This is a genomic window from Kribbella sp. DT2 (assembly GCF_049844575.1).
Taxonomy (GTDB): domain Bacteria; phylum Actinomycetota; class Actinomycetes; order Propionibacteriales; family Kribbellaceae; genus Kribbella.
The window spans coordinates 759,456-780,922 of sequence record NZ_JBNCLH010000003.1 but is presented as its reverse complement, the minus strand read 5'-3'; the positions used below and the strand labels follow the sequence as shown (position 1 = coordinate 780,922).

Here is a 21,467-nt window from a genome sequence, read left to right as displayed (position 1 = left end):
CTACTCCGCGGCAGCCCGGAGCCGCTGCACCAGCACCGAGTCGGGACCGTGGTCGACGAAGTCGGCCAGCAGCACGTCGATCGCCTCGCGGACGATCCGGCCACGGTCGGCCGTCAGGCCGTGCTCGGCGCGGAGCGCGAGTCTGGTCTGTTCGAGTCCGAGCAGCTCTTCCTCCGTCACGTACACGGTGATCTTCGTGTCGTGCCGGATCCGGCCACTGGACTTGCGGTCCTCGACGACGGCGGTCCGGGCCCGGCCCGTGGAGGCCGGTCGGTCGGACAGTGCCGGTCCGTCGGTGCCAGCTGAATTTCCTGTGCGCTTCTCGGGTCGGGTCTGCTTTACTGCCGCACCCCCGAACAGCTCGCTGGCACCTGGCAGGCTCACCCGGCGGGACAACGCGCCAGCACCTCCTTGGCAAGGTCGCGGTACTGGGTAGCCGCTTGGGACGAAGGAGCGTAGGTGGTGATCGGTTCGCCGACGACCGTGGTCTCGGGGAACTTCACTGTACGCCGGATGACGGTGTGGAAGACGCGCTCGTCGAAGGCCTGGACGACCCGGTCGAGTACTTCCCGGGCGTGCGTGGTGCGCCCGTCGAACATGGTGCCGAGAATGCCGACGATCTCCAGCTTCGGGTTGAGCCGGTCCTGCACCTTGGCGATCGTGTCGGTCAGCATCGCCAGGCCGCGCAGCGCGAAGAACTCGCACTCCAGCGGTACGACGATGCCGTGCGACGCGGTCAGCGCGTTGACGGTGAGCAGGCCGAGCGAGGGGGCGCAGTCGATCAGGATGACGTCGTAGTGCGGGATGAGCGGCTCGAGCACCCGTTGCAGGGTGTACTCCCGGGCGACCTCCTGGACCAGCTGCACCTCGGCCGCGGACAGGTCGATGTTGGCCGGCAGCAGGTCGAGGTTCTCCACCTTGGTCGGCCGGATCACCTCGTCGGGCCGGATGTCGCGCTGCATCAGCAGGTTGTAGACCGACAGCTCCAGGTCGTGCGGCTGCACGCCGAGCCCGATCGAGGCCGAGCCCTGCGGGTCGAAGTCGATCAGCAGCACCTTGCGCCCGGTCTCGGCGATCGCGGCCCCGAGATTGATGGTCGTCGTGGTCTTGCCGACGCCACCCTTCTGGTTGCACATGGCGATCACCCGCGCCGGCCCGAGACGGGTCGGCGGCAGCACCTCCGGCAGATCGGGAAGCGGCCGTCCGGTCGGCCCGATCTTGTGCCTCGGGCCGTGCGGGTCATTCACAGGTGCCATGTCCTCCGCGGTGAGCTTGGCCGTCGGCCGGGGCATCTCCGCATAGTTGTTCGGGATGATCGGACGCTGCTGGTTCTCCTCGGCACTGGCCGGCGGTTCCTGCGGCGTCGTACTCGCTTCGGTGCGTGGTTCGGGACTCGCTTCGGTGCTCGGTGCTGTGCTCGGTTCCGGGGCCGGCGACATCGGTTCCGTCGACGGCGTCGCGTACTGGTGCTCGTGGTGCTGGGTGCCCGGGAATGTCGACTCGTTCATGACTCGTCAAACCTTTCAACCGATACGGGCGATCCCAGCGACTGTAAGCGTGCATTCAAGCACTCTCAAGCGGCCACTCCGCAGCCGGGTCGGGTGGTTTCCGGTCGGCATTCCACAGCAGGCCGATCACCCGAGAAAGGTGACCGACCGTGCAGGGATGATTGCACACCGTTGACCTCGGTCACGCACCGGGGCCGGTTTCACACCGTCCGCGTGTCGGCCAGCCGGTTGTACGCCGAGAACCACCCCAGGACGGCGTACGCGATCAGGGCCAGCGACCAGGCCGGCAACGGGTGCCCGAAGACCCCCGCGGCGGCGAGCACCATGAGGCTCGGCAGCGCCCAGCCCAGGTACCACTTGAGCGGCGCCTTCCCGAACAGCGCGGCGACGACGCTGGTGATCACGTACAGCGCGAGCCCTCCGAAGACGAACCACCGGTCCTTGGTGTGCAGGTGCTCGGCCGCGGCCGGGATCAGCCCGCCGAAGCCGGCCGCGATCGTGACGATCGACGCGGTCACGCCGAGGTGCGCGGGCAGCGCCTGCCACGGTTCGAGCGACGCCGTACGGCGAGGAGCCGGCGTGAACCCGTACAGGCTGGTCAGCCGCCACAGCTGCACCAGGATGAAGAAGCCGATCAGTGACGACGCGATCACCGCCGGGGTCCAGTCCAGCTCGGTGTTGGCGGCAACGACCTGGGCGAGCGCCTCACCGAGCACGATGATGACGAACAGACCGAGCCGCTCGTCGAGGTGCCCACGTTCGACCTGGGCGACCGAGAGCAGGTTGGCCTGCGGCGCGGGCAGCCGCTTCGGCGAGATGCCGCGCTGGATCAGCTGGGCCAGCCGGCGCTGCTCGCGCTGCTGGTTCTGCTCCTGCCGGCGCCGCGCCCGGTTCGTCATCTCCTCGACCGCGCGCGGGTTGCCGGCGCCGACCATCGAGAACGCGACGTCGACCACGATCGCGAAACCCCACAGCCAGTACGCGACCGTCTCCGGCACGAACAGCGACACCACCCACGGCGTCGCCATGACCGACTGCGTGGCCGGCCAGAACGCGACCACCTGCCCGTCCCGCGCGGCCGAGCGGGACGCGATCGCCCGGCAGATCAGGAACGCGACGACGAACACCGTGGTCCGGCCCTCGGGCGCGTCGTGGTGCTCGCCGGGCAGCAGCTCCGGCCACACGCCGGGCACGGCCGCGGCCATCACCGCGATCCCGAGCATCGTCCGCAGTACGGCGCGCTGCCGCGTGCGTTCCCCGGCGACGTTCGCGTAGACGCTGGTCGTCGTCCAGACGCTCCAGATCGCGTAGAACATCGCCCCGCAGGCAGCGACCTGCCCGATGCTCTCCGCACCGTGCAACCGGTGCGCGATCTGCGCCGCGGCCGCGACCACGGTCAGGTCGAAGAACAGCTCCAGCCAGCTCGCGTGCCGTTCCTCAGTACTCGTCGAGTCCGTCGCCACGGTCGACACCTTAGGGCGCCGACCGCGGCGACCGGGGAAGGACGCCAGTCAGGGCGCTTCTCCGAGGGCGCGAGTCAGTACGGCGCGACCTTGGTCAGCCGGATGGTCCACTCGCCGCCCGGGACCCGTGACGCCGTCGACGCGACGTTGCCGATGCAGTAGATGGCCAGCTGCTGACGCTCGGCCCCCTTGACATGGGTCCCGGCGACCGCGGACCGCTGCTTGCCGAGCACCTCGAGGGTTACCGGTTCCAGCTCGCCCGCGCGCTTCCAGCCCGGCCTGGCGACGAACTTGACGTTGGTCATCTTGTCCGCACGGCAGTACGCCGCCAGCATCGACGCGCTCTTCGACCCCCCAATGAGGGTGTTCACCTCTCCCCCAGCCTTGACCCTCTCGGCCTCGGCCTGCGTGAGCGGCCGGGGAGTGGTGGCGGCCGGTGCAGCGGCGAGCTGCTGGTCGACTTCGGCGGAGGTGAGGACGGCCGGACCGGAAGGACCGGTACCGGCCAGTGCGGCGGTGGCGCCGCCGGCCGCGACCAGCGCGCCGGACAGGCAAAGGGTGGGAATCAGCAGGGATCGTTTCAGGGTTTTCTTCATGTCACCCACCCTCGTCACAGTTGTCCTAACGCCACGCTAAAGCCAGCGTAAGACCCGTCGAGGCCGCCCGGATCCGCTCCCCGCGCCCTCTAGGGTCGGTGCCATGCCGCACATCCTGGTCGTCGAGGACGATGCCGACGTCCGGGCCGCGCTACTCCGCGCGTTGCGGGCCCACGGGTACGCGACCAGTACGACGCCGACCGGGCTGGCCGGTCTGGCCGAGCTCACCGCCGGCGGACCGGACCTGGTCCTGCTCGACCTCGGCCTGCCGGACGTCGACGGCGGCGAGATCCTCCGGATGGCCCGCGCGGTCAGCAAGGTCCCGGTGATCGTGGTCACCGCCCGGGACGAGGAACCGCTGATGGTCCGGACCCTGCACGACGGCGCCGACGACTACCTGGTGAAGCCGTTCAGCCCGGAGCAGCTGCACGCCCGGATCCAGGCGGTCCTGCGGCGCAGCGGCGCCCCGAACCGGCCGCGCGAACTCTCGGTCGGCGGTCTGACGGTCGAGCTCGGCGGCCGGGTCGCCCGGCTGGACGGGATCGTGCTCGACCTGACCCCTCGCGAGTTCGACCTGCTCGCCTACCTCGCCGAACGCCCCGGCCAGGTGGTGACACGGCGGCAGCTGATCGTCGACGTCTGGCAGCTCGCGTACGGCGGAGCCGAGAAGACGGTCGACGTCCACTTGTCCTGGCTCCGCCGCAAGCTCGGCGAGACCGCCCGGGAGCCGCGCTACCTGCGCAGCGTCCGAGGCGTCGGCATCTGCCTGACCGCCCCGGAGACCAACTGATGCGCCGCCGGTCGACTCGCCGGAGCCTCGCCGACATCCACCGCAGGTGGAGTCGCCGACGGCCCGCCGACCTGCAGTTTCGGTCGACTCGCCGGAGCCCCGCGGACATCCACCGTCGGTCGAGCGCGCCGGAGGCTTGCTGACATGCGGCGTCGGATCGCTGAGCTGGTCGCTGTCACGACACTGCTCGTCCTCGTGCTCGCCCTCGTACCGGTTGGTCTGCTGCTGCGTTCCGAGGCGGCCGCCAACGCGACCGCGAACGCGTTGCTGCGGGCACAGTCCACCGCCGACCTCGTCGCCGGGCTGGGATCGGCGTCGGTGCAGCCCGACGACCGCACCACCGTGTTCCGGCCCGACGGGACCACCGCGGGCGCAACCGCACCGAAAACGCCTTCGGTGCAGCTTGCCGAACGCGACGGCGCCTCCTTCGTCGCGGAGACCACCGGCGGCCGGGAGGTACTGGTCCCGGTCCAGTCGCTCACCGACGGGACGACCGTGGTTCGCGTCTTCATCCCGAGCTCGGAGCTGCGGGCCGGTGTCGCCCGGAGCTGGCTGCTGCTGTCGCTGGGCGGTCTGGCGTTGTTCGCGACGAGCATGCTCGCGGCGGACGCGCTCGGCCGTCGCGTGGTCAGGCCGATCGCGAGCCTGGCCGGGACCGCCAGTCGGCTCAGCGAGGGAGACCTGACCGCCCGCGTCACTCCGGCCGGGCCGCCCGAGGTCCGGCAGGTCGGCGCCGAGCTGAACCGGCTCGCCCTGCGCATCGACGAGCTGCTCACCACCGCGCGCACGGAGAGCGCGGATCTGGCCCACCGCCTCCGGACGCCGTTGACCGCGTTGCGGCTAGACGTCGGCGGGCTGCGCGATCCCGAGGAGAGCGCCCGCCTCGTTACAGGCGTGGACCGGATCACGGCCGAGGTCGACGAGATGATCCGGACCGCCCGCCGGCCGGTGCGGGCCGGAGGTGCGGTGCGCAGCGACCTGGCCGAGGTCGCGCGCGAACGGTTGCACTTCTGGTCGGCGCTGGCCGACGACGCCGGCCGCCGGTTGACCGGCGAGGTCGCGGACGGGCCGATCCCGGTCCGGATCGGTGCGGACGACCTGGCCGCCCTGTTCGACGTACTGCTCGACAACGCCTTCCGGCACACGCCGGAGGGCACCGAGATCCGTGTCGGGGTGGACGCGGAACGCCACGCCTGGGTCGAGGACGCCGGCCCGGACCTGCCTCCGGACGGCGCTCCCGGATCGACCCGCAGTACAGGCATCGGTCTGGACATCGCCCGCCGCACAGCACTCGCCGCCGGCGGCTCCCTCCAGCTCACCACCTCACCCCTGGGCGGCCTCCGGGCAACCTTCGACGCCGCGGAGCCGTGAAGGCTCAGCCCGACAACGCGCGGGGATGGCTGGTCGCGTACACCTCGCGCAGTTTGTCCACCGTCACCAGCGTGTAGACCTGCGTCGTCGTCACCGACGCGTGCCCGAGCAGCTCCTGCACCACCCGTACGTCGGCACCGCCGTCGAGCAGGTGCGTGGCAAAGGAGTGCCGCAGGGTGTGCGGCGAGATCTCCTTGCTGATCCCCGCCCGCTGCGTCGCCCGCCGCAGCACGGTCCATGCGCTCTGCCGGGACAACCGCCCTCCTCGCGCGTTGAGGAACAGCGCATGCGTGCCGCGCCCTCGCCCGACGAGCTCCGGCCGTCCACGCACCTGGTACGCCGACAACGCGTCCCGCGCGTACGACCCGACCGGTACGACGCGCTCCTTGCTGCCCTTGCCGCGCAGCAGCACCTCACCGGAGTCGAGATCGACCTCGTCGACGTCGAGCCCGACCGCCTCCGAGATCCGCGCGCCGGTCCCGTACAGGAACTCCAGCAGCGCCGCGTCCCGCGTCTCCAGCACTCCCGACTCCCCCTCGACGCCGGCCGCCGCGGTCAGGATGCGCGTCACCTCGTCGACGGACAGTGCCTTCGGCAACCGTTGCGGCGGGACCGGCGGCTTCACCGCGGCCGCGGGGTCGATCGCGGTCAGCCCTTCGCGCAGGAGGAACTTGTGGAACCCGCGGACCGCGACCACCGTGCGTCCCGCGCTGGACGCGGTCAGCGGCGGGTGGCCGGCGTCGCCTTCCCGCAACCGCATCAGGAAGTCACCGACCACGGCCTCGGAGATCCGGCCGAGCGCGGTGACGTCCGAGCCGGCCAGGTACTCGTCGTACCGGCGCAGGTCCCGCCGGTACGACGCCAGGGTGTTGGCGGCCAGCCCGCGCTCGACCGTCAGATGGTCGAGGTACGCGCTGACTGCCCGCCCGATATCACTCATGCAGAGCAGTCTGCCTGGTGGGTCAGACCAAAACCTCGTCGAGCTTCAGCTGGTCGAGGTCGTGGGCCTCGGCGACCGGGCCGTAGGTGACGTGGCCGTCGAAGGTGTTCAGGCCGAGCGCGAGGCTGTGGTCGTTCTTCAGCGCCTCGCGCCAGCCGAGGTTGGCCAGCTCCACGGCGTACGGCAGGGTCACGTTCGTCAGCGCGTACGTCGAGGTGTTCGGCACCGCGCCGGGCATGTTGGCGACGCAGTAGAACAGCGAGTTGTGCACCTTGTAGACCGGGTCGGCGTGCGTGGTCGGGCGCGAGTCCTCGAAGCAGCCGCCCTGGTCGATCGCGATGTCGACGAGCACGCTGCCCGGCTTCATCCGTGACACCAGCTCGTTGCTGACCAGCTTCGGCGCCTTCGCGCCGGTGACCAGCACCGCGCCGATGACCAGGTCGGCGTTCAGCACCGCGCGCTCGATCTCGTACGCGTTCGACGCGACCGTGTGCAGGTGGCCCTGGTAGGTCCGGTCGGCGTCGCGCAGGCGCGCGATGTTGCGGTCGAACAGCTGCACCTCGGCCTGCATGCCGAGCGCGATCGCCGCCGCGTTCATCCCGGCGACCCCGGCGCCGATCACGACCACCCGGGCCGAGTGCACGCCGGAGACGCCGCCCATCAGGACGCCGCGGCCGCCGCCGTTGGCCATCAGGTGGTAGGAGCCGGCCTGCGGCGCGAGCCGGCCCGCGACCTCGCTCATCGGGGCGAGCAGCGGCAGCGACCCGTCCGGGAGCTGGACGGTCTCGTACGCGATGCCGGTGATGCCGGAGTCGGTCAGCGCCTGGGTGGTCTCGGGGCTGGCGGCCAGGTGCAGGTAGGTGAACAGCACCTGGTCGCGGCGCATCCGGTGGTACTCCTCGGCCACCGGCTCCTTGACCTTGAGCACCAGCTCGGCCTCGCCCCACACGTCGTCGGCGGTCGGCACGATCCGTGCCCCGGCCGCGACGAACTCCTCGTCGGGCAGCAGCGAACCGGTCCCGGCTCCCTGCTCGATCAGAACCTCGTGCCCGTTGCGCACGAACTCGTGCACCCCGGCCGGGGTGATCGCCACCCGGTACTCGTGGTTCTTGACTTCCTTCGGAACTCCGACCTTCACTGCTCGCCCTTCTTCCGTCTCCAGGGAATGCGGCCCACAACGCTGTGTCCGCGGCCCGGCGGTCGAGGGGTCGTCCGTGCCGAGTCGCTGCGAGTGTAAGCCCGCAGGGTTCATACCACTGCAGCGGTTGGTCTTGTCCGGTGGCGACGCGCTGACCGGGAGTTCTGCGGCTTGGTTACACTCTCCCCTGAAGACGTCACAGCGCCTCGCGGAGTTGCCCGCGACAGACCGGGTCCGGTCGTTCAGGCGCATTCTTGACGCAATCCTTTCCTTGCGTGGCAGGCGTTCCGGCATCGTCCGACAACTCCCGGTGAAAGGTTCTGGCGTGCAAGAAATCGCTCTGCCCGGCGGCAACGTCGGCGGTGCCGTCCGGGTCGGCGACACCGTCCGCCGGCCGACCGGCCCGTGGACCCCGGCCGTGCACGCGCTGCTCGCTCACCTCGCGGCCGCGGGACTGCGCGGAGCGCCGCGGGTGCACGGCTTCGACGAGCGCGGCCGGGAGGTCCTCGACTACCTGCCCGGTACGTCGTACGGCGAGCAGGTGGCCGACGACGTGCTGGTGGCGGCGATGGAGTGGCTCGCGGAGTACCACCGCGTCGTCGCGTCGTACCGGCCTCAGGGGGTGGTGACCTGGCGGGCCGGTCGGAGCGTGCTCGGGGCGGAGGAGATCGTGTGCATGCACGACTTCGGGTACTACAACTGGATCGGTGACGAGCGGGGCTTCAGCGGTGTGATCGATTGGGATCTCGCCGGGCCTGGTGTGCCGCTGGACGACATCGCGTTCACCGCCTGGAACACGGCGCCGCTGGCGATCCCGCTCGACCCGGCTGAGCAGGCACGCCGGGTGAGCCTGATGGCCGAGGCGTACGGCACTGGTGTGACCGCGCTGCAGATCCTCGAACGGGCACCGGTCCAGGCGGAGCGCTCGGCGCGGGTGATCCGCGCCGGGCAGGTTGCGGGTGAGCCGGGCATGCTCAACCTCGCCGCGGTCGGCGAGCCGGAGCGGACGGAGCGTCGCCTCGCCGACCTGCGGGTGCGGATCCCGGAGATCGCGAAGTACCTGGGGTGATCCCAGCAGCCGGGGCGCGCGTGCTCGGCCGTCGTGTGCCGGGCGGGCGTGCTCGCCGGCCGCGGCTCAGTTCAGCTGGTACTTCAGTACTGCGGTGCCGTCGCCCAGGAGCTGGTGGGTGCTCGGGGTGAGGCTGGTCGGGGCGAAGCCGATGCCGAACAGCGGGATGCCGCCGCCGAGCACGACCGGGTAGAGCTTGACGATCAGCTCGTCGATCTCGCCGAGCAGCTGGCCGGCCAGGTTGCCGCCGCCGGCCAGGTAGATCCCGCCGCCGTCCTCCTGCTTCAGCGCGCGGACCGCGCCGACCGGGTCGGACGCGATGACGGTGACCTCGGGGTCGACGTCGGCGAGGGTCGACGACACGACGTACTGCTTGAGGTGCGGGTACGGGCTGGTGACGCCCGCGTCGAGCGCGAGCGCGTAGCTTCCGCGGCCCTGGACGACGGTGTCGAAGTGCTTGCCGGGGCCGCTCAGCCCGAGCTGCTCGCGGGCCTGCCCGGGCAGGGTCTCCGGGTACTCCCCCGCGATGTGGTCGACGATGTCCGGCGAGATCGGGAACGCCCCGAGCCCGCCGTCCGGGTCGGCGATGAACCCGTCGAGCGACGTTCCGACGTAGTAGGTGAGTCTGCGCATCCCCGAACCCTGCCAGCTCGCGAGTCCACCGAATGGTTGCCCCCGCAACCATCGTTGAGTGACGCAGGAGTAACAGCAAGACTTGCCCGTGTCGCCGGAATGGCCGCTCTCCGCCCGGAGTTGCCCCAAGGGAATGTCTGACGAGCAGAGGAGCACGACGTGGCGGTCGATCTGGGACGGTTCGGGGTCTGGCACATCGGCGACCAATGGGGTCCCGAGCTTGCCTCCGGGGTGGAGCAGCTCGGGTACGGAACGATCTGGCTCGGTGGGTCGCCGGCCGCGCACCTGCGCGACGCCGAGGTGCTGCTGGCCTCGACCGAGCAGGTGAAGGTCGGCACCAGCATCGTCAACATGTGGAAGGCCGACGCGGCCGAGGTCTCCGCGTCGTACCACCGGCTGGAGGAGGACCACCCGGGCCGGTTCCTGCTCGGCGTCGGGATCGGGCACCGCGAGCACACCGGCGAGTACAAGTCGCCGTACGAGACGATCGTCGACTACGTGGACGCGCTCGACGAGGGCAAGGTCCCGACCGACCGGCGCGCGCTGGCCGCGCTCGGACCGCGCGTGCTGAAGCTGTCCGGCGCGCGCACCGCCGGCGCCCTGCCGTACCTGACCACTCCGGAGCACACCCGGCAGGCACGCGAAACGCTCGGTGCCGGCGTGCTGCTCGCGCCGGAGCACAAGGTGGTGCTGGAGACCGACCAGGAGATCGCACGCGCGATCGCCCGCGACTTCCTCGCCCGGTACCTGCAGCTCAGCAACTACACCAGCAACCTCAAACGGCTCGGGTACGACGACCACGACTTCGAGAACGGCGGCAGCGACCACCTGGTCGACGCCCTGGTCCTGCACGGTACGGCGGTCGAGATCGCCGAAGGCCTGAACGCCCACCTCGAAGCCGGCGCCGACCACGTCGCCGTCCAGCAGCTCGGCAAGGAAGGTCCGGACCTGCTGCCGGGCTACGAGGCGCTGGCCACGGTTCTTCTCTAAGAGCTCTAGCGCAGCGTGAAGTCGGCGAAGTCGAAGCCCGGCGACACGATGCACGAGACCAGCACCGCTTCGTCGTCGACCGGTCGCGCGGCCTGCCAGGCCCCGGCCGGTACGACGGCCTGCGGCTGCTGGCCTGCTTTCACGTCCGGGCCGAGGGTGATCGACTCGGCCAGTTCCGGGTCGTCGCCGGTGCCGCCGAGGTCGAGCGTGAGCGAGCCGCCGGAGTGCCAGAGCCAGATCTCGGCCGAGCGCACCTTGTGCCAGCGGGACTCCTCGCCCGGCGCGAGCAGGAAGTAGATCGCGGTCGCGCTGGCCCGCTGCCCGTCGTACCCGATCGGCTCGAACGTCACGTCCGAGCGCCAGGTCTCGCGGAACCAGCCGCCTTCGGGGTGCTGGGTCAGGTCCAACGCCTCGGCCAGCTCGGGCCGTTCCTGGGTCGCCATGCCGGAAACGGTAATACCCGTGACGCCTGGGCGCGCGAGCAGGCAGAGTTCAGGCATGAACCGACGCCCGACCGCTTACCACCAGCGACTCCCGTACGGCGAACGCGCGGACGGTCGCGGCGGCGCTCATCGAGGTGTCGGGTCAGCCGCTGGGCGTCGCGGCCGACTGACTCCCTTCCGCGGCTCTCATCTCATCTTCCGCGGCTCCGAGTGCGAGTCGACGTAGTACGCGTGCCCCTCGCGCAGCAACCTGCGGGCCATCCCGAAGTCCGTCGTGTCGTCCTCGGTCCGCAGATGGAACGGCGGCGGGTAGTAGCAGTCCCCCACCAGCATCACGTCCGACTCGGGGTCAACGGCAACGATCGAGTCCGGCGCGTGCCGGCCCCCGACGTACCGAAGCCGCACGCCCGTCGGCAACGTCAGCGTCTCCTCGAACGTTGTGTCGGGCACCACGATCCGCAGCTCGGAGAAGTCCGGTACGGCGAGCGCCCGCGCCCGGAAACTCGGCCCGAGCTTCGGGTTCGCCACCACTTGGTCACGCAAGTACTGATGACTCCAAGGCCGCTCAGCCTCCGCCGCCAGAATCGCCGTCGCCGAAGCATGGGCGACCACCTCGACGCCCTCCCACCCGCCCGCACCCCACGTGTGATCCCAGTGATGATGCGTGAAAACCAACCACCGCGGCTCCGGCAGCCCCGCGGCCTCGATCGCCCGCCGAACCTCCCGCCCATGCGCCGGACCGTTCCCCGCGTCGATCAGCACACTCCCCCGCTCATCCGCCACAACCCCCACCGAAGCCCCGATCGCCTCGGGATCCGGATCATGCGGATAAACCCACACCCGCCCAGCCACGTGCTCCAGCTTCATCTGACCGACGATAGTGGGCATGCAGACAAGAGCGCGTGACCTGGGTGTCGTCATCGGGAGCCTGCCGACCGGTGCGCTGAACGCGATCACCGACGTACCGGGGGTGCGCGTCGGTCAGACGACGATCGACGACGGCGACCTGCACACGGGGGTGACCGCGATCGTCCCCGCGGACGTGACCGCCGGCCTCCCGGCAGTTGTTGCCGTCGGCAACGGATACGGCAAGCTCGTCGGCACCACGCAGGTCGACGAGCTCGGCCGGCTGGAGACGCCGATCCTGCTCACCGGCACGCTCTCGGTCTTCCGCGCCGCCGACGCGCTTCTCACCTACCTGCTCGACCGAGACCCGAAGGCAACCAGCCTCAACCCAGTAGTCGGCGAGACCAACGACGGCTACCTGTCCGACATCCGCCGCCGCCCGATCACCGAGCAGCACGTTCTGGACGCGCTCACGAACGCCTCCGCCGACCTCCCCGCGGAAGGCTGCGTCGGAGCCGGCACCGGAACCTCCGCCCTCGGCTTCAAAGCGGGCATCGGTACGGCGTCCCGCCGACTGCCGCTCGCCGGCGATCCGTTACAACGCGGCCCCGTCGCCGGAGCGCCCACCGGCACGATCGGCGCGCTAGTCCAGTCCAACTTCTCCGGCACCCTCCAAGTCCTCGGCACCCCGATCCCAGCCCCACCACGTCAGACCGAGCCCGACGGCAACTCCTGCATGATCGTGCTCGCCACCGACCTCCCGCTCGATGCCCGGCAGCTCGGCCGGATCGCCCGGCGCGCGATCTTCGCGCTCGGCCGGATCGGCTCCGACTACGCGCCCGGCAGCGGCGACTACGCGATCGCGTTCGCCACGTCGTACCGGCCGCCGATGCCCGACCAGGACCTCGGCCCAGTCTTCCAGGCGACGCTCGAAGCCGTCGAGGAAGCGCTGCTCAATTCCCTCACCGCCGCGCGCACGACGACCGGATTCCGAGGGCGCACCCAGTACGCCGTACCGCACGACCAGATCATCGCGGCGCGGGATAGAGCGCGGCGACCGTAGTCGCCAGCCGCCGGATCTCCGCCCGAACCTCCTCCGGCGCGAGCACCTCCAGCTCGTCGCCGTACCGGATGAACTGCGACGCCGCGTTCCCGACCGACTCGATCGGCACGGTCACCGTCACCGTGCCGTCGTCGTCCGGCGCGACACCCTCCATCGCCTTCACCAGCACTGGAAACGACACGTCCTTCAACCGCCGTACGAGCCCGGCGGACGCCCGCACCAGCGCCGTACCGGTGAACCGCCGCTGGTCGAACTCCTCCAAGTGCTCCCGCCACACCGTCGCCAGGTCGAACCCGCGCGGCCGACTGAACTCCTCGTCGGTGATCGTCAGCTCGAGAATGTTGGAGACACGGTAGGTCCGCACGGCTTCGCCGGCCGCCGCAACGACGTACCAACTCCCGTTCTTCAGCACCAGCCCGTACGGATCGAGCACCCGCTCGACCTCGCGCGGCGCCTCCCAGCGGCGGTAGAGCACCTTGATCCGCCGATCGTGCAGCACCGCCTCAGCGACCGGCGCCAGCTGCGGCGAGTCCTCGGCCTCGGAGTACCACGCGGGCATGTCGAGGTAGAACCGATTCTTCAGCCGCCCCGCCCGATCCCGCTGATCGGGCGCCAACGCCGCCAGCAACTTCAGCTCCGCCGCCGACGTCTCCGCCGTCAGCCCCAACGCCGCCGCCGGCCCGGGCATCCCCACCAGGAACAGCGCCGCGGCCTCCTGCTCGGTCAGCCCCGTCAGGCGCGTGCGATACCCGTCGACCAGCCGATACCCACCCGCGCGCCCTTGATCGGCGTACACCGGAACCCCAGCGGCAGCCAGCGCCTCGACGTCCCGATAGATCGTCCGCAACGAGACTTCCAGCTCGTCGGCCAACTCCCGCGCCGTCAACTGCCGCCGCGTCTGCAGCAGCAACAGAATCGACAACAACCGACTCGAACGCATCCTCAGACAGTACGCCGAAACGCTGCCACGCCCTGTCAGGTTTACCTACCCCTGTGCGGACTCTGTCCCCAAGACCCGCCCCCGTGCCAGCCTGGTCCGGTGCGCACGTTCCTGACCGCCCCGGCCTGGGCCCTCGCCCTGCTCACCGGCCTCCCGGTCGCCGTCGTGATCACCCTCCTGGTCGCCCTCTCCGGCGACTCCGTCACCTTCGCGCTCACCCTCGGCGCAGTCGTCGGACTCCTCTTCGGTCTCGTCATCGCCACCGGCGCAGTCCGCCAGCGCCGCACCTTGCGCCCGATCTTCGACCAGCTGCCATCCGCCGACTTCGACCTCGCCCGAACAGCCGCCCGCCGAGGCCCCATCCCCACCCAGCCGGCCATCCGCGCGAAAGCCGTCGAGCTCATCGACCTCCGCCTGCACCACCTGCGCCGAGTCCGCACCCTGATGACCGTCGTGTACGGCACCGCCCTGGCCATCAGCCTGATCACCGTCATCCTCGGCCACTGGTGGTACATCCCCCTCGCCGTACTCCTGGCCTCGGCCCTGGCCCTCCACTGGCTCGCACCCCACCGCCTCACCCAACGCCGCGACCTGCTCGCCGGAGACAGCCGCTCGCTCTGACTCCGCACCCGGTCGGCCGGCTGGCCACCGCCTGCCGCCCCCTGCACCAACATGCATTTCCCTCGCGTCGGCGGCCCGCAACCGGCAGGATGACTCGGATGCAACGGCTTCTGCGGGCCCCGACCTGGGCGATCGGCCTACTCGCCGGAGCCCCGTTCGGGATCATGATCGCCATCACGATCAAGGTGTCCGGCGACACGATGCCCGCCGCGCTCATCGGCGGCGGAGCGGCCGGGCTCCTCATGGGCGTCGCGTTGGCATTCGGCACTCGCACACCGCGCCGCGACCTGCGTCAGGCCCTCGCTCCGCTCCCGGTCGCCGACTGGAAGGCTGCCCGCACCGCCGCTTGGCGCGGCCCGGTGCCCACCCGCACGGACATCCGCGCGACCGCGCTCGACCTGGTCGACCTGCGTCTGCGCAACCTGCGCCGCGCTCGTCCGTGGATGACGGTTGTGTTCGGCCTCAACCTGGCGATCGCCGTACTCAACATCGTGGTCGGGAATCGCTTCGGCGTGCTGCTCGCGGTCCTGTGGACAGCCGGCCTGATCGAGCAGTGGCACTCGCCACGCCGGTTTCGTCGCCGGCGCCAGCTTCTCGCGACCGACTGAAACACTGCCATGACCTGTCAGGTTTCGCTGGCACGCTCAGGCCATGACCACAGCGACCAGTGATTTCGACTTTCTCAACGGGCACTTCGACGTAGCGCACCGGCAGTTGCTCAAGCCGTTGACCGGCAGCGACGAGTGGGACGAGTACGCCGGTACCTGCAGCGCGCGGACGCACTTCGCCGGGGCGATCAGCCTCGACGAGATGCAGTTCCCGACCAAGGGCTCGTACGGGCTGTCGCTGCGACTGTTCGACCCGGTGGCCGAGGAGTGGTCGATCTACTGGGTGAACAGCACGTCGTACGAGGTGTTCCCGCCGGTCCGCGGGAAGTGGAAGGACGGTTCGTGCCGGCTGGTCGGTGAGGACACGTACGACGACCGCCCGATCCTCGCGAGTTACAGCTGGTCGGACGTCACCGCCACGACCGCCCACTGGGAGCAGTCGTTCTCGGCCGACGGCGGCGAGACCTGGGAGGTCAACTGGACGATGGACTTCACCCGCCGCGAGACCGCGCCGCCGCCGCTCGAGATCCCGAAGGTGACCGGCGACTTCGACTTCCTCGTCGGCAGCTGGGACCTCCACAACGAACGCCGCCGCCCCGCCCTCGGCGAACCGGCCGAGTGGTACGACGCCGAGTCACGGATGCAGGCCTGGACCTACTTCGACGGCGCCATCAGCTTCGACGAAGGCTGGTTCCCCACCCTCGACTTCCAGGGCGCGACCTTCCGCCTCTACAAGCCCACCACCGCCACCTGGTCCATCCACTGGATCAACAGCCAACGCGGCCACCTGGAAACCCCGGTCGTCGGCGCCTTCACCAACGGCACCGGAATCTTCGAAGGCCCGGACACCTGGGAGGACCACCCCATCGACGTCCGCTTCGAGTGGACCCCCGGCGACCAGAAAGCCCGCTGGCAACAGTCCTTCTCCACCGACACCGGCCAGACCTGGACCCCCAACTGGAAGATGACCCACACGCGTACTAGCTGAGGTGGGACTCCGCGTACGTGACGGCTTCGGGGTTGCCGAAGAAGCCGGGGAGGCCGCCGGTGTGGAGGAAGACGGTGCGGTCGCCGGGGCGGAGGGTGCCGTCCTCGGCTGCGGCGATCAGGCCGGCCATGGCTCGGCCGGTGTAGATGGGGTCCAGTACGACGCCTTCGGTGCGGGCTACCAGGGTGAGTGCGGCGGCGGAGGCCTTGGTGAAGTGGGAGTAGCCGGGGCCTACCTGGTCTCGGCGTACGCGGAGTCGGTCGGCGTTGATGGTGGTGCCGCCGACTTCACTCGCCAGTTGAGCGACGACCGACAACGGGTCGGCGAGTGCGCCGGTGTCAATGCCGAGTACGCGCTCGGGGCCGAGTTCGGCGACCAGGCCGGCCATCGTGCCGCCGGAGCCCAGGGCAACAATCGCGGTGGTGAGGCCGGGGACCTGCTGCTTCAGTTCGCGGGCACACTCGACGTAGCCCTGCGCGCCGACTGCGCTGGAACCACCAAAGGGGATCAGCGCGGCCTTGCCTGCCTCGGCGACGACTTCCTCGGCGACCTGGGCGCGGTCGCGGTCCCCCGCCCAGACGACGCGGGCGCCGAACAACCCGTCGAGTGCGAGGTTGCCCGAGCGCGATTGCCCGGCCTCGCCAGGGAACACCAGTACGGCGTTCAGGCCGAGCCGAGCTGCGGCTGCTGCGGTCAGGCGGGCATGGTTGCTCTGCGGCGCGCCGGTCGTGACGACCGTCTCGGCGCCTTCCGCGAGTGCCGCGCCCAGCGTCCACTCCAGCTTGCGGGTTTTGTTGCCTCCGGCCCCCAAACCGCCGAGGTCGTCGCGTTTGAACCACAGGTCGGTCAGCCCGAGCGCGGTCGCCAGACGCGACGCCTGCTCCAGCGGGGTCGGCCAGGTACCGAGTGAGACTTTCGGCGCAGACATCAGTTGTCCTCTACAGTTCGGCGGCGAGTGCGGTGATGACGTCGGCGGCTGGGCCGGTCCGCGCTCGACGGTAGCCGGTCCCTGCCCACAGGTGGACCTGATCCGGCTGACCGGCCGCGGCTGCGGCCGCGCGCAACGGTCGCGTCAGGTGATGGATCGCGGGATAGCCGATCGGCGCGGTCGCCTCGTGGCGGTCGATGAATCCGTTCCGCAGGCCGCGCGCCGGGCGACCGGTGAACGCCCGCGTGATGACAGTCCGATCCGGCCCAGCCGCGGCGATCGCTTCCTTGTGTACGGCGCTCGCGCCGCTCTCGTCCGTGCGCAGCAGCACCGTCCCAACAGCAACAGCAGAAACCCCCAGCGCCAGCAGCTCTCGTACCTGCGAGGACTCGCTGACACCTCCGGCAGCGATCACCGGCAACGAGGTCGCCGCAACCACCTGCTGTACCAACTCACGCAAAGGCACGACACCCGGCTGCTCCGGCGTGTGCGTCCCGCTGTGCCCGCCGGCTTCCGTGCCCTGCGCGATCAGCCCGTGCACCCCCAGCTCGACCGCGGCCCGCGCCTCCGCCGCCGTCGTCACCGTGGCCAGCACCTGCGTACCGACTTTCGTCAGCGCAGCGACCACGTCGGCCCCTGGCAGCCCGAACGTGAAGCTCACGAACGGCACCGGACTCTCCAGCAGCAGGTCGATCTTTCCCTGCCAGTGATCGTCGTCCTCAACCATCGGCGCCGCCGCCAGATCAAGCCCGTACGGCGCACCTTCCGCCGCCAACTCCCCGGCGTACCGCCGAAACTCCGCCTCACCCACCGTCGACGGCCCCGGCACGAACAGGTTCACCCCGAACGGCACGGTCAGCGCATCCATCTCCGCACCCAGCGCCTCGGGCGTCTTGTAGCCTCCGGCAAGAAACCCGAACCCACCTGCCGAAGCAACCGCCGCAACCAACGCCGGTCGAGTTGCCCCGCCGGCCATCGGCGCAGCGATCACCGGCACCGCCGACGCCGTCCACGAACCAGTCATTCCCGAATCCTCCTCCACTCCCCTTGCGTCCGAAGAAGTGCGATGCGTCCGAAGAACCCGAGGCTATAGGCCACGCTCCTTCGGACGCTGCACGGTTCTTCGGACGCAAACGACCGGCGTACCGGCTACTCGTTCTCGGCCGCCCGCTGCGCCCGGAACTCCAGCGCCGGCAGACCACCCCAACCCCAGTTCGCCGTGTCCACCTCGTTGATGATCACGAACGTCGACTCCAACGGCTTGCCGAGCACGTCCCGCAGGACCTCGCTGACGCCCTTGATCAGCGCCGCCTTCTCCTCCGCGGTGACCGAGTCGGCGCCCGGCGTGTGGCCCTCCCGGGTCACGTCGATCGTGACAACAGGCATCGTCCCAACCTCCTTTACGCCGCGGTCCGGCCGACGGTCTGGCCGCCGTCGACGTGCAGGACCTCGCCGGTGATGAAGTCGGCGGCCTCCAGGTACATCACGGCCGAGACCACGTCGCTGACCTCGCCCATCCGGTCCAGCGGGTGCATGCCGGCCAGGGTGGCGTGGGTGTTCTCCGGGTGGATCGAGGTCTTGATGTAACCCGGCGCGACCGCGTTCACCCGGACGCCGCGCGCCGCGAACTCGATGGCGAGCGACTTGGTCGCGGCCTGCAGCCCACCCTTGGTCAGCGACGCGAGACCGGACGGGACCGCCTCGTCGGGCTGCTCGACCAGCGCGGTCGTGATGGTCGCGATGTGCCCGGACCCGGCCTCGAGCATCACCGCGGCCGCTCGCTGGGTCAGGTGGAAGAACCCGGCCAGGTTGGTCGCGTTCATCAGCTCGAACTCCTCGACGCTGTACTCGGTGAACGGCTTGGCGACGAAGACGCCCGCGTTGTTGACCAGCGTGTCGATCCGGCCGAACCGCTCCAGCGCGGCCTCGACCACTCGCGCGGCGGTCGCCGGGTCGGCAATGTCCCCCGGTACGGCGACGACGTCGGCGTCGCCGGAGTCGGTGATCGACCGCGAGGTCGCGACCACCCGGTACCCGGCGGCGCGGTAGGCGGCGACCAGGCCGGCCCCGATGCCCTGCGACGCTCCGGTGACGATCGCGACCTTGGACGGTGTGCTCATGATGCTCTCCAGATTTACTAGACGAACGGTCTACTACTTTCAGACACTAGACGACCGGTCATATACTTTTCAACATGGGACGGACCAGCGACGCACGACCGAAGATCCTGAAGGCAGGCCGCGAGCTGCTCGCTCGGCGCGGGTACTCGGCGCTGGGCGTGGCGGAGATCTGTACGGCCGCCGGCGTACCGAAGGGCAGCTTCTACTACTTCTTCGACTCCAAGCAGGCGCTGGCCGAGGCGGTCATCGAGGAGCACTGGATCGACCAGCGCGCCCAGTGGACCGCGCTGCTGGGCAGCGACAAGGCGCCGCTGGAACGCCTGAGAGATCTGTACGACGCGACGACCGAGCTCCAGCGCACCGCCCAGAAGGAGACCGGCGCCGTGACCGGTTGCCTGTTCGGCAACCTGGCGCTGGAGCTGAGCGCGCGCGACGAGGAGATCCAGCGCCGCCTGCAGGAGATCTTCGACGAGCAGATCACGCTGGTCGCCGAGGTCCTCGACCAGGCTCAGCGCGCGGGCGCGATCGCCACCACGGACACCCGCGAGGCCGCTCGCTCGCTGGTCGCGCAGCTCGAAGGGTCGGTGCTGTTCGCCAAGCTCAGGAACGATCCCGGCCAGCTCGACCAGCTCTGGTCGCACACAGCGGCCCTGCTGGGCGCCAAGGCATGAAAAAGCGGGGCAGCCGGCCGGCTGCCCCGCTCAGACCTCAGAGGTTCTTGATCGCGGCCAATGTCACCAGGGCCGCCTGGGTGGACTCGTAGCCCTTGTCCTCCCGCGAGTCCGGCAGCCCGGCCCGGTCCAGCGCCTGCGGGTCGTTGTCGCAGGTCAGCAGACCGAACCCGACCGGTACGCCGGTACTCATGCCGACGTCCATCAGCCCGTTCGTCGCGGCCTGGCAGACGTACTCGAAGTGCGGGGTGTCGCCGCGGATGACGACGCCCAGCGCCACCACCGCGTCGTACCCGGACTTGGCCGCGTGCAGCGCCGTGACCGGCAGCTCGAACGAGCCGGGAACGCGGATGACCGAGTAGTCGGTGACGCCCGACTCGTCCAGGGCGCGGACGGCGCCCGCGACCAGCGCGTCGGTCACCTTCGGGTGCCACTGCGCGGCGACGACCGCAACCCGGGCGCCCTCCACCCGCGGCGTCTCGATCGTGGGTGCTCCACTTCCCGACATCTAGTTGACTCCCTCTTCGTCCGTGCCGGTGGGCAGGTGGTGGCCCATCCGGTCGCGCTTGGTGCGCAGGTAGCGCAGGTTGTGCTCGGTCGGGTCGATCGAGATCCCGAGCCGCTCGACCACGTCGATGCCGTAGCCCTGGACGCCGGTCAGCTTGTCCGGGTTGTTGGTCAGCAGCTTCATCGACTTGATCCCCAGGTCGGCCAGGATCTGCGCGCCGGTCCCGTAGTCGCGGGCGTCGGCGGGCAGCCCGAGGTCCAGGTTCGCGTCGACGGTGTCGCGGCCGGCGTCCTGCAGCTCGTACGCCTGCAGCTTGTGCAGCAGGCCGATCCCCCGGCCCTCGTGCCCGCGCAGGTAGACCACGACGCCACCTTCGGCCGCGACCTGCCGCATCGCCTCGTCGAGCTGCGGACCGCAGTCGCAGCGCAGCGAACCGAACACGTCGCCGGTCAGGCACTCCGAGTGCAGCCGGACCAGCGTCGGCCCGTCGCCGATCTCGCCACGGACCAGCGCCAGCTGCTCCGACCCGTCGACGGTGTTGCGGTAGCCGTGGGCAACGAAGTCGCCGTACCGGGTGGGCAGCGTGGTGGTCGCGACGCGCTCGATCTGGCGCTCGGTCCGGCGCCGGTATGCGATCAGGTCCGCGATCGAGACCAGCACCAGGCCGTGCTCGTCGGCGAACGTGCGCAGCTCCGCGCCGCGCTTCATCGTGCCGTCGTCGTTGACCAGCTCCGAGATCACCGCGGACGGCCGCAGCCCGGCCATCCGGGCCAGGTCGATCGAGGCCTCGGTGTGCCCGGGACGGACCAGGACGCCGCCCTCCCGCGCCCGCAGCGGGAACACGTGCCCGGGCTGGACCAGGTCGAACGACTCCGACGCCGAGTCCGCCAGCACCCGGATCGTCCGGGCCCGGTCGGCGGCCGAGATCCCGGTGTGGATGTTGTCGCGGGCATCGACCGAGATCGTGTACGCCGTGCGCAGCTTCTCGCGGTTGTGCGGGGTCATCAGCGGGATGCCGAGCCGGTCCAGCTCGGCGCCCTCCATCGGGACGCAGACCACGCCCGAGCTGTACCGGATCAGGAACGCCAGCAGCTCCGGCGTCGCCTTGGACGCGGCGAAGACCAGGTCGCCCTCGTTCTCCCGGTCCTCGTCGTCGACCACGATCACCGCGCGGCCGGCGCGGATCTCGTCGATCGCGTGCTCGATCGTGTCGAGCTTCAGTACCTCGCCCAT

25 protein-coding genes are annotated in these 21,467 nt (G+C 70.3%); 9 read left to right on the top strand and 16 right to left on the bottom strand.

All coding sequences use genetic code 11. The features are described from left to right. From ACLQ2O_RS17045 to ACLQ2O_RS17030, 4 genes are all read right to left on the bottom strand, one after another. Complete coding sequence (locus ACLQ2O_RS17045) at positions 1–384, bottom strand: hypothetical protein (RefSeq protein ID WP_425832304.1); 384 nt, start codon at positions 382–384, stop codon at positions 1–3. Further along, positions 381–1,256, bottom strand: a complete 876-nt coding sequence (locus tag ACLQ2O_RS17040) for a ParA family protein (protein WP_425832636.1) — start codon at positions 1,254–1,256, stop codon at positions 381–383. The genes ACLQ2O_RS17045 and ACLQ2O_RS17040 overlap by 4 nt, the downstream gene beginning before the upstream one ends. A 452-nt stretch (positions 1,257–1,708) precedes the next feature. Further along, on the bottom strand, positions 1,709–2,971 hold the full coding sequence (locus ACLQ2O_RS17035) for a low temperature requirement protein A (RefSeq protein ID WP_425832302.1): 1,263 nt from the start codon (positions 2,969–2,971) through the stop codon (positions 1,709–1,711). A 74-nt stretch (positions 2,972–3,045) separates the two neighbouring features. Beyond that, the gene (locus tag ACLQ2O_RS17030; protein WP_425832300.1) at positions 3,046–3,567 is read right to left on the bottom strand and encodes a hypothetical protein; all 522 of its coding nucleotides are present in this window, start codon (positions 3,565–3,567) and stop codon (positions 3,046–3,048) included. Positions 3,568–3,670: 103 nt separating this feature from the next. Here ACLQ2O_RS17030 and ACLQ2O_RS17025 point away from each other — a divergent pair, with 103 nt between their 5' ends. Next, positions 3,671–4,357 (top strand): response regulator transcription factor, encoded by a 687-nt coding sequence (locus tag ACLQ2O_RS17025; RefSeq protein WP_425832298.1) that lies wholly within the window; start codon positions 3,671–3,673, stop codon positions 4,355–4,357. A 144-nt stretch (positions 4,358–4,501) separates the two neighbouring features. After that, complete coding sequence (locus ACLQ2O_RS17020; protein ID WP_425832296.1) at positions 4,502–5,728, top strand: sensor histidine kinase; 1,227 nt, start codon at positions 4,502–4,504, stop codon at positions 5,726–5,728. A 4-nt stretch (positions 5,729–5,732) separates the two neighbouring features. Here ACLQ2O_RS17020 and xerD read toward each other — a convergent pair whose 3' ends face one another. Then, positions 5,733–6,668: a site-specific tyrosine recombinase XerD gene (gene xerD / locus ACLQ2O_RS17015; protein WP_425832294.1), complete on the bottom strand. Its 936-nt coding sequence runs from the start codon at positions 6,666–6,668 to the stop codon at positions 5,733–5,735. 22 nt (positions 6,669–6,690) lie between these two features. Then, positions 6,691–7,806 (bottom strand): alanine dehydrogenase, encoded by a 1,116-nt coding sequence (gene ald / locus ACLQ2O_RS17010; protein ID WP_425832292.1) that lies wholly within the window; start codon positions 7,804–7,806, stop codon positions 6,691–6,693. 325 nt (positions 7,807–8,131) lie between these two features. Between ald and ACLQ2O_RS17005 the strand changes: the two genes are divergently transcribed. Next, positions 8,132–8,875 (top strand): phosphotransferase, encoded by a 744-nt coding sequence (locus tag ACLQ2O_RS17005; RefSeq protein ID WP_425832290.1) that lies wholly within the window; start codon positions 8,132–8,134, stop codon positions 8,873–8,875. 66 nt (positions 8,876–8,941) lie between these two features. Here the strand turns inward: ACLQ2O_RS17005 and ACLQ2O_RS17000 are convergent, their stop codons facing one another. Continuing rightward, on the bottom strand, positions 8,942–9,508 hold the full coding sequence (locus tag ACLQ2O_RS17000) for a dihydrofolate reductase family protein (RefSeq protein WP_425832288.1): 567 nt from the start codon (positions 9,506–9,508) through the stop codon (positions 8,942–8,944). A 159-nt stretch (positions 9,509–9,667) separates the two neighbouring features. On the opposite strand from ACLQ2O_RS17000, the gene ACLQ2O_RS16995 reads away from it, so the two are divergent. Continuing rightward, entirely contained in the window at positions 9,668–10,498 is an 831-nt protein-coding gene (locus ACLQ2O_RS16995; RefSeq protein ID WP_425832286.1) for an LLM class F420-dependent oxidoreductase, read from the top strand. 5 nt (positions 10,499–10,503) lie between these two features. On the opposite strand, the gene ACLQ2O_RS16990 is transcribed toward ACLQ2O_RS16995, so the two are convergent. Together ACLQ2O_RS16990 and ACLQ2O_RS16985 are read right to left on the bottom strand one after the other, a co-directional pair. Further along, positions 10,504–10,941: a cupin domain-containing protein gene (locus tag ACLQ2O_RS16990; protein ID WP_425832284.1), complete on the bottom strand. Its 438-nt coding sequence runs from the start codon at positions 10,939–10,941 to the stop codon at positions 10,504–10,506. Between the two features lie 186 nt (positions 10,942–11,127). Further along, entirely contained in the window at positions 11,128–11,808 is a 681-nt protein-coding gene (locus tag ACLQ2O_RS16985; protein WP_425832282.1) for an MBL fold metallo-hydrolase, read from the bottom strand. Between the two features lie 19 nt (positions 11,809–11,827). On the opposite strand from ACLQ2O_RS16985, the gene ACLQ2O_RS16980 reads away from it, so the two are divergent. Continuing rightward, entirely contained in the window at positions 11,828–12,850 is a 1,023-nt protein-coding gene (locus ACLQ2O_RS16980; RefSeq protein ID WP_425832280.1) for a P1 family peptidase, read from the top strand. On the opposite strand, the gene ACLQ2O_RS16975 is transcribed toward ACLQ2O_RS16980, so the two are convergent. Continuing rightward, the gene (locus ACLQ2O_RS16975) at positions 12,816–13,790 is read right to left on the bottom strand and encodes a helix-turn-helix transcriptional regulator (protein WP_425832278.1); all 975 of its coding nucleotides are present in this window, start codon (positions 13,788–13,790) and stop codon (positions 12,816–12,818) included. The two genes, ACLQ2O_RS16980 and ACLQ2O_RS16975, sit on opposite strands and share 35 nt — an antisense overlap. Positions 13,791–13,889: 99 nt before the next feature. Between ACLQ2O_RS16975 and ACLQ2O_RS16970 the strand changes: the two genes are divergently transcribed. From ACLQ2O_RS16970 to ACLQ2O_RS16960, 3 genes are all read left to right on the top strand, one after another. Then, a complete protein-coding gene (locus tag ACLQ2O_RS16970; RefSeq protein ID WP_425832276.1) occupies positions 13,890–14,411 on the top strand; it encodes a hypothetical protein in 522 nt (173 codons plus the stop codon). 98 nt (positions 14,412–14,509) lie between these two features. Beyond that, complete coding sequence (locus ACLQ2O_RS16965) at positions 14,510–15,019, top strand: hypothetical protein (RefSeq protein ID WP_425832274.1); 510 nt, start codon at positions 14,510–14,512, stop codon at positions 15,017–15,019. A gap of 43 nt (positions 15,020–15,062) precedes the next feature. Then, on the top strand, positions 15,063–16,007 hold the full coding sequence (locus tag ACLQ2O_RS16960; protein ID WP_425832272.1) for a hypothetical protein: 945 nt from the start codon (positions 15,063–15,065) through the stop codon (positions 16,005–16,007). Here ACLQ2O_RS16960 and ACLQ2O_RS16955 read toward each other — a convergent pair. From ACLQ2O_RS16955 to ACLQ2O_RS16940, 4 genes are all read right to left on the bottom strand, one after another. After that, positions 16,000–16,935, bottom strand: coding sequence for a pyridoxal-phosphate dependent enzyme (locus ACLQ2O_RS16955; protein ID WP_425832270.1), 936 nt, complete (start codon positions 16,933–16,935; stop codon positions 16,000–16,002). The genes ACLQ2O_RS16960 and ACLQ2O_RS16955 overlap by 8 nt on opposite strands. Positions 16,936–16,945: 10 nt before the next feature. Further along, entirely contained in the window at positions 16,946–17,959 is a 1,014-nt protein-coding gene (locus ACLQ2O_RS16950; RefSeq protein ID WP_425832267.1) for a nitronate monooxygenase, read from the bottom strand. A gap of 125 nt (positions 17,960–18,084) precedes the next feature. Continuing rightward, a complete protein-coding gene (locus tag ACLQ2O_RS16945) occupies positions 18,085–18,321 on the bottom strand; it encodes a tautomerase family protein (RefSeq protein ID WP_425832265.1) in 237 nt (78 codons plus the stop codon). 14 nt (positions 18,322–18,335) lie between these two features. After that, positions 18,336–19,055: an SDR family NAD(P)-dependent oxidoreductase gene (locus ACLQ2O_RS16940; RefSeq protein ID WP_425832263.1), complete on the bottom strand. Its 720-nt coding sequence runs from the start codon at positions 19,053–19,055 to the stop codon at positions 18,336–18,338. A 74-nt stretch (positions 19,056–19,129) separates the two neighbouring features. On the opposite strand from ACLQ2O_RS16940, the gene ACLQ2O_RS16935 reads away from it, so the two are divergent. Beyond that, complete coding sequence (locus ACLQ2O_RS16935) at positions 19,130–19,726, top strand: TetR/AcrR family transcriptional regulator (protein WP_425832261.1); 597 nt, start codon at positions 19,130–19,132, stop codon at positions 19,724–19,726. 37 nt (positions 19,727–19,763) lie between these two features. On the opposite strand, the gene ribH is transcribed toward ACLQ2O_RS16935, so the two are convergent. Both ribH and ACLQ2O_RS16925 read right to left on the bottom strand, forming a co-directional pair. After that, positions 19,764–20,234, bottom strand: coding sequence for a 6,7-dimethyl-8-ribityllumazine synthase (ribH, locus tag ACLQ2O_RS16930; RefSeq protein ID WP_425832259.1), 471 nt, complete (start codon positions 20,232–20,234; stop codon positions 19,764–19,766). After that, the gene (locus tag ACLQ2O_RS16925) at positions 20,235–21,467 is read right to left on the bottom strand and encodes a bifunctional 3,4-dihydroxy-2-butanone-4-phosphate synthase/GTP cyclohydrolase II (protein ID WP_425832257.1); all 1,233 of its coding nucleotides are present in this window, start codon (positions 21,465–21,467) and stop codon (positions 20,235–20,237) included. It lies immediately after the preceding gene.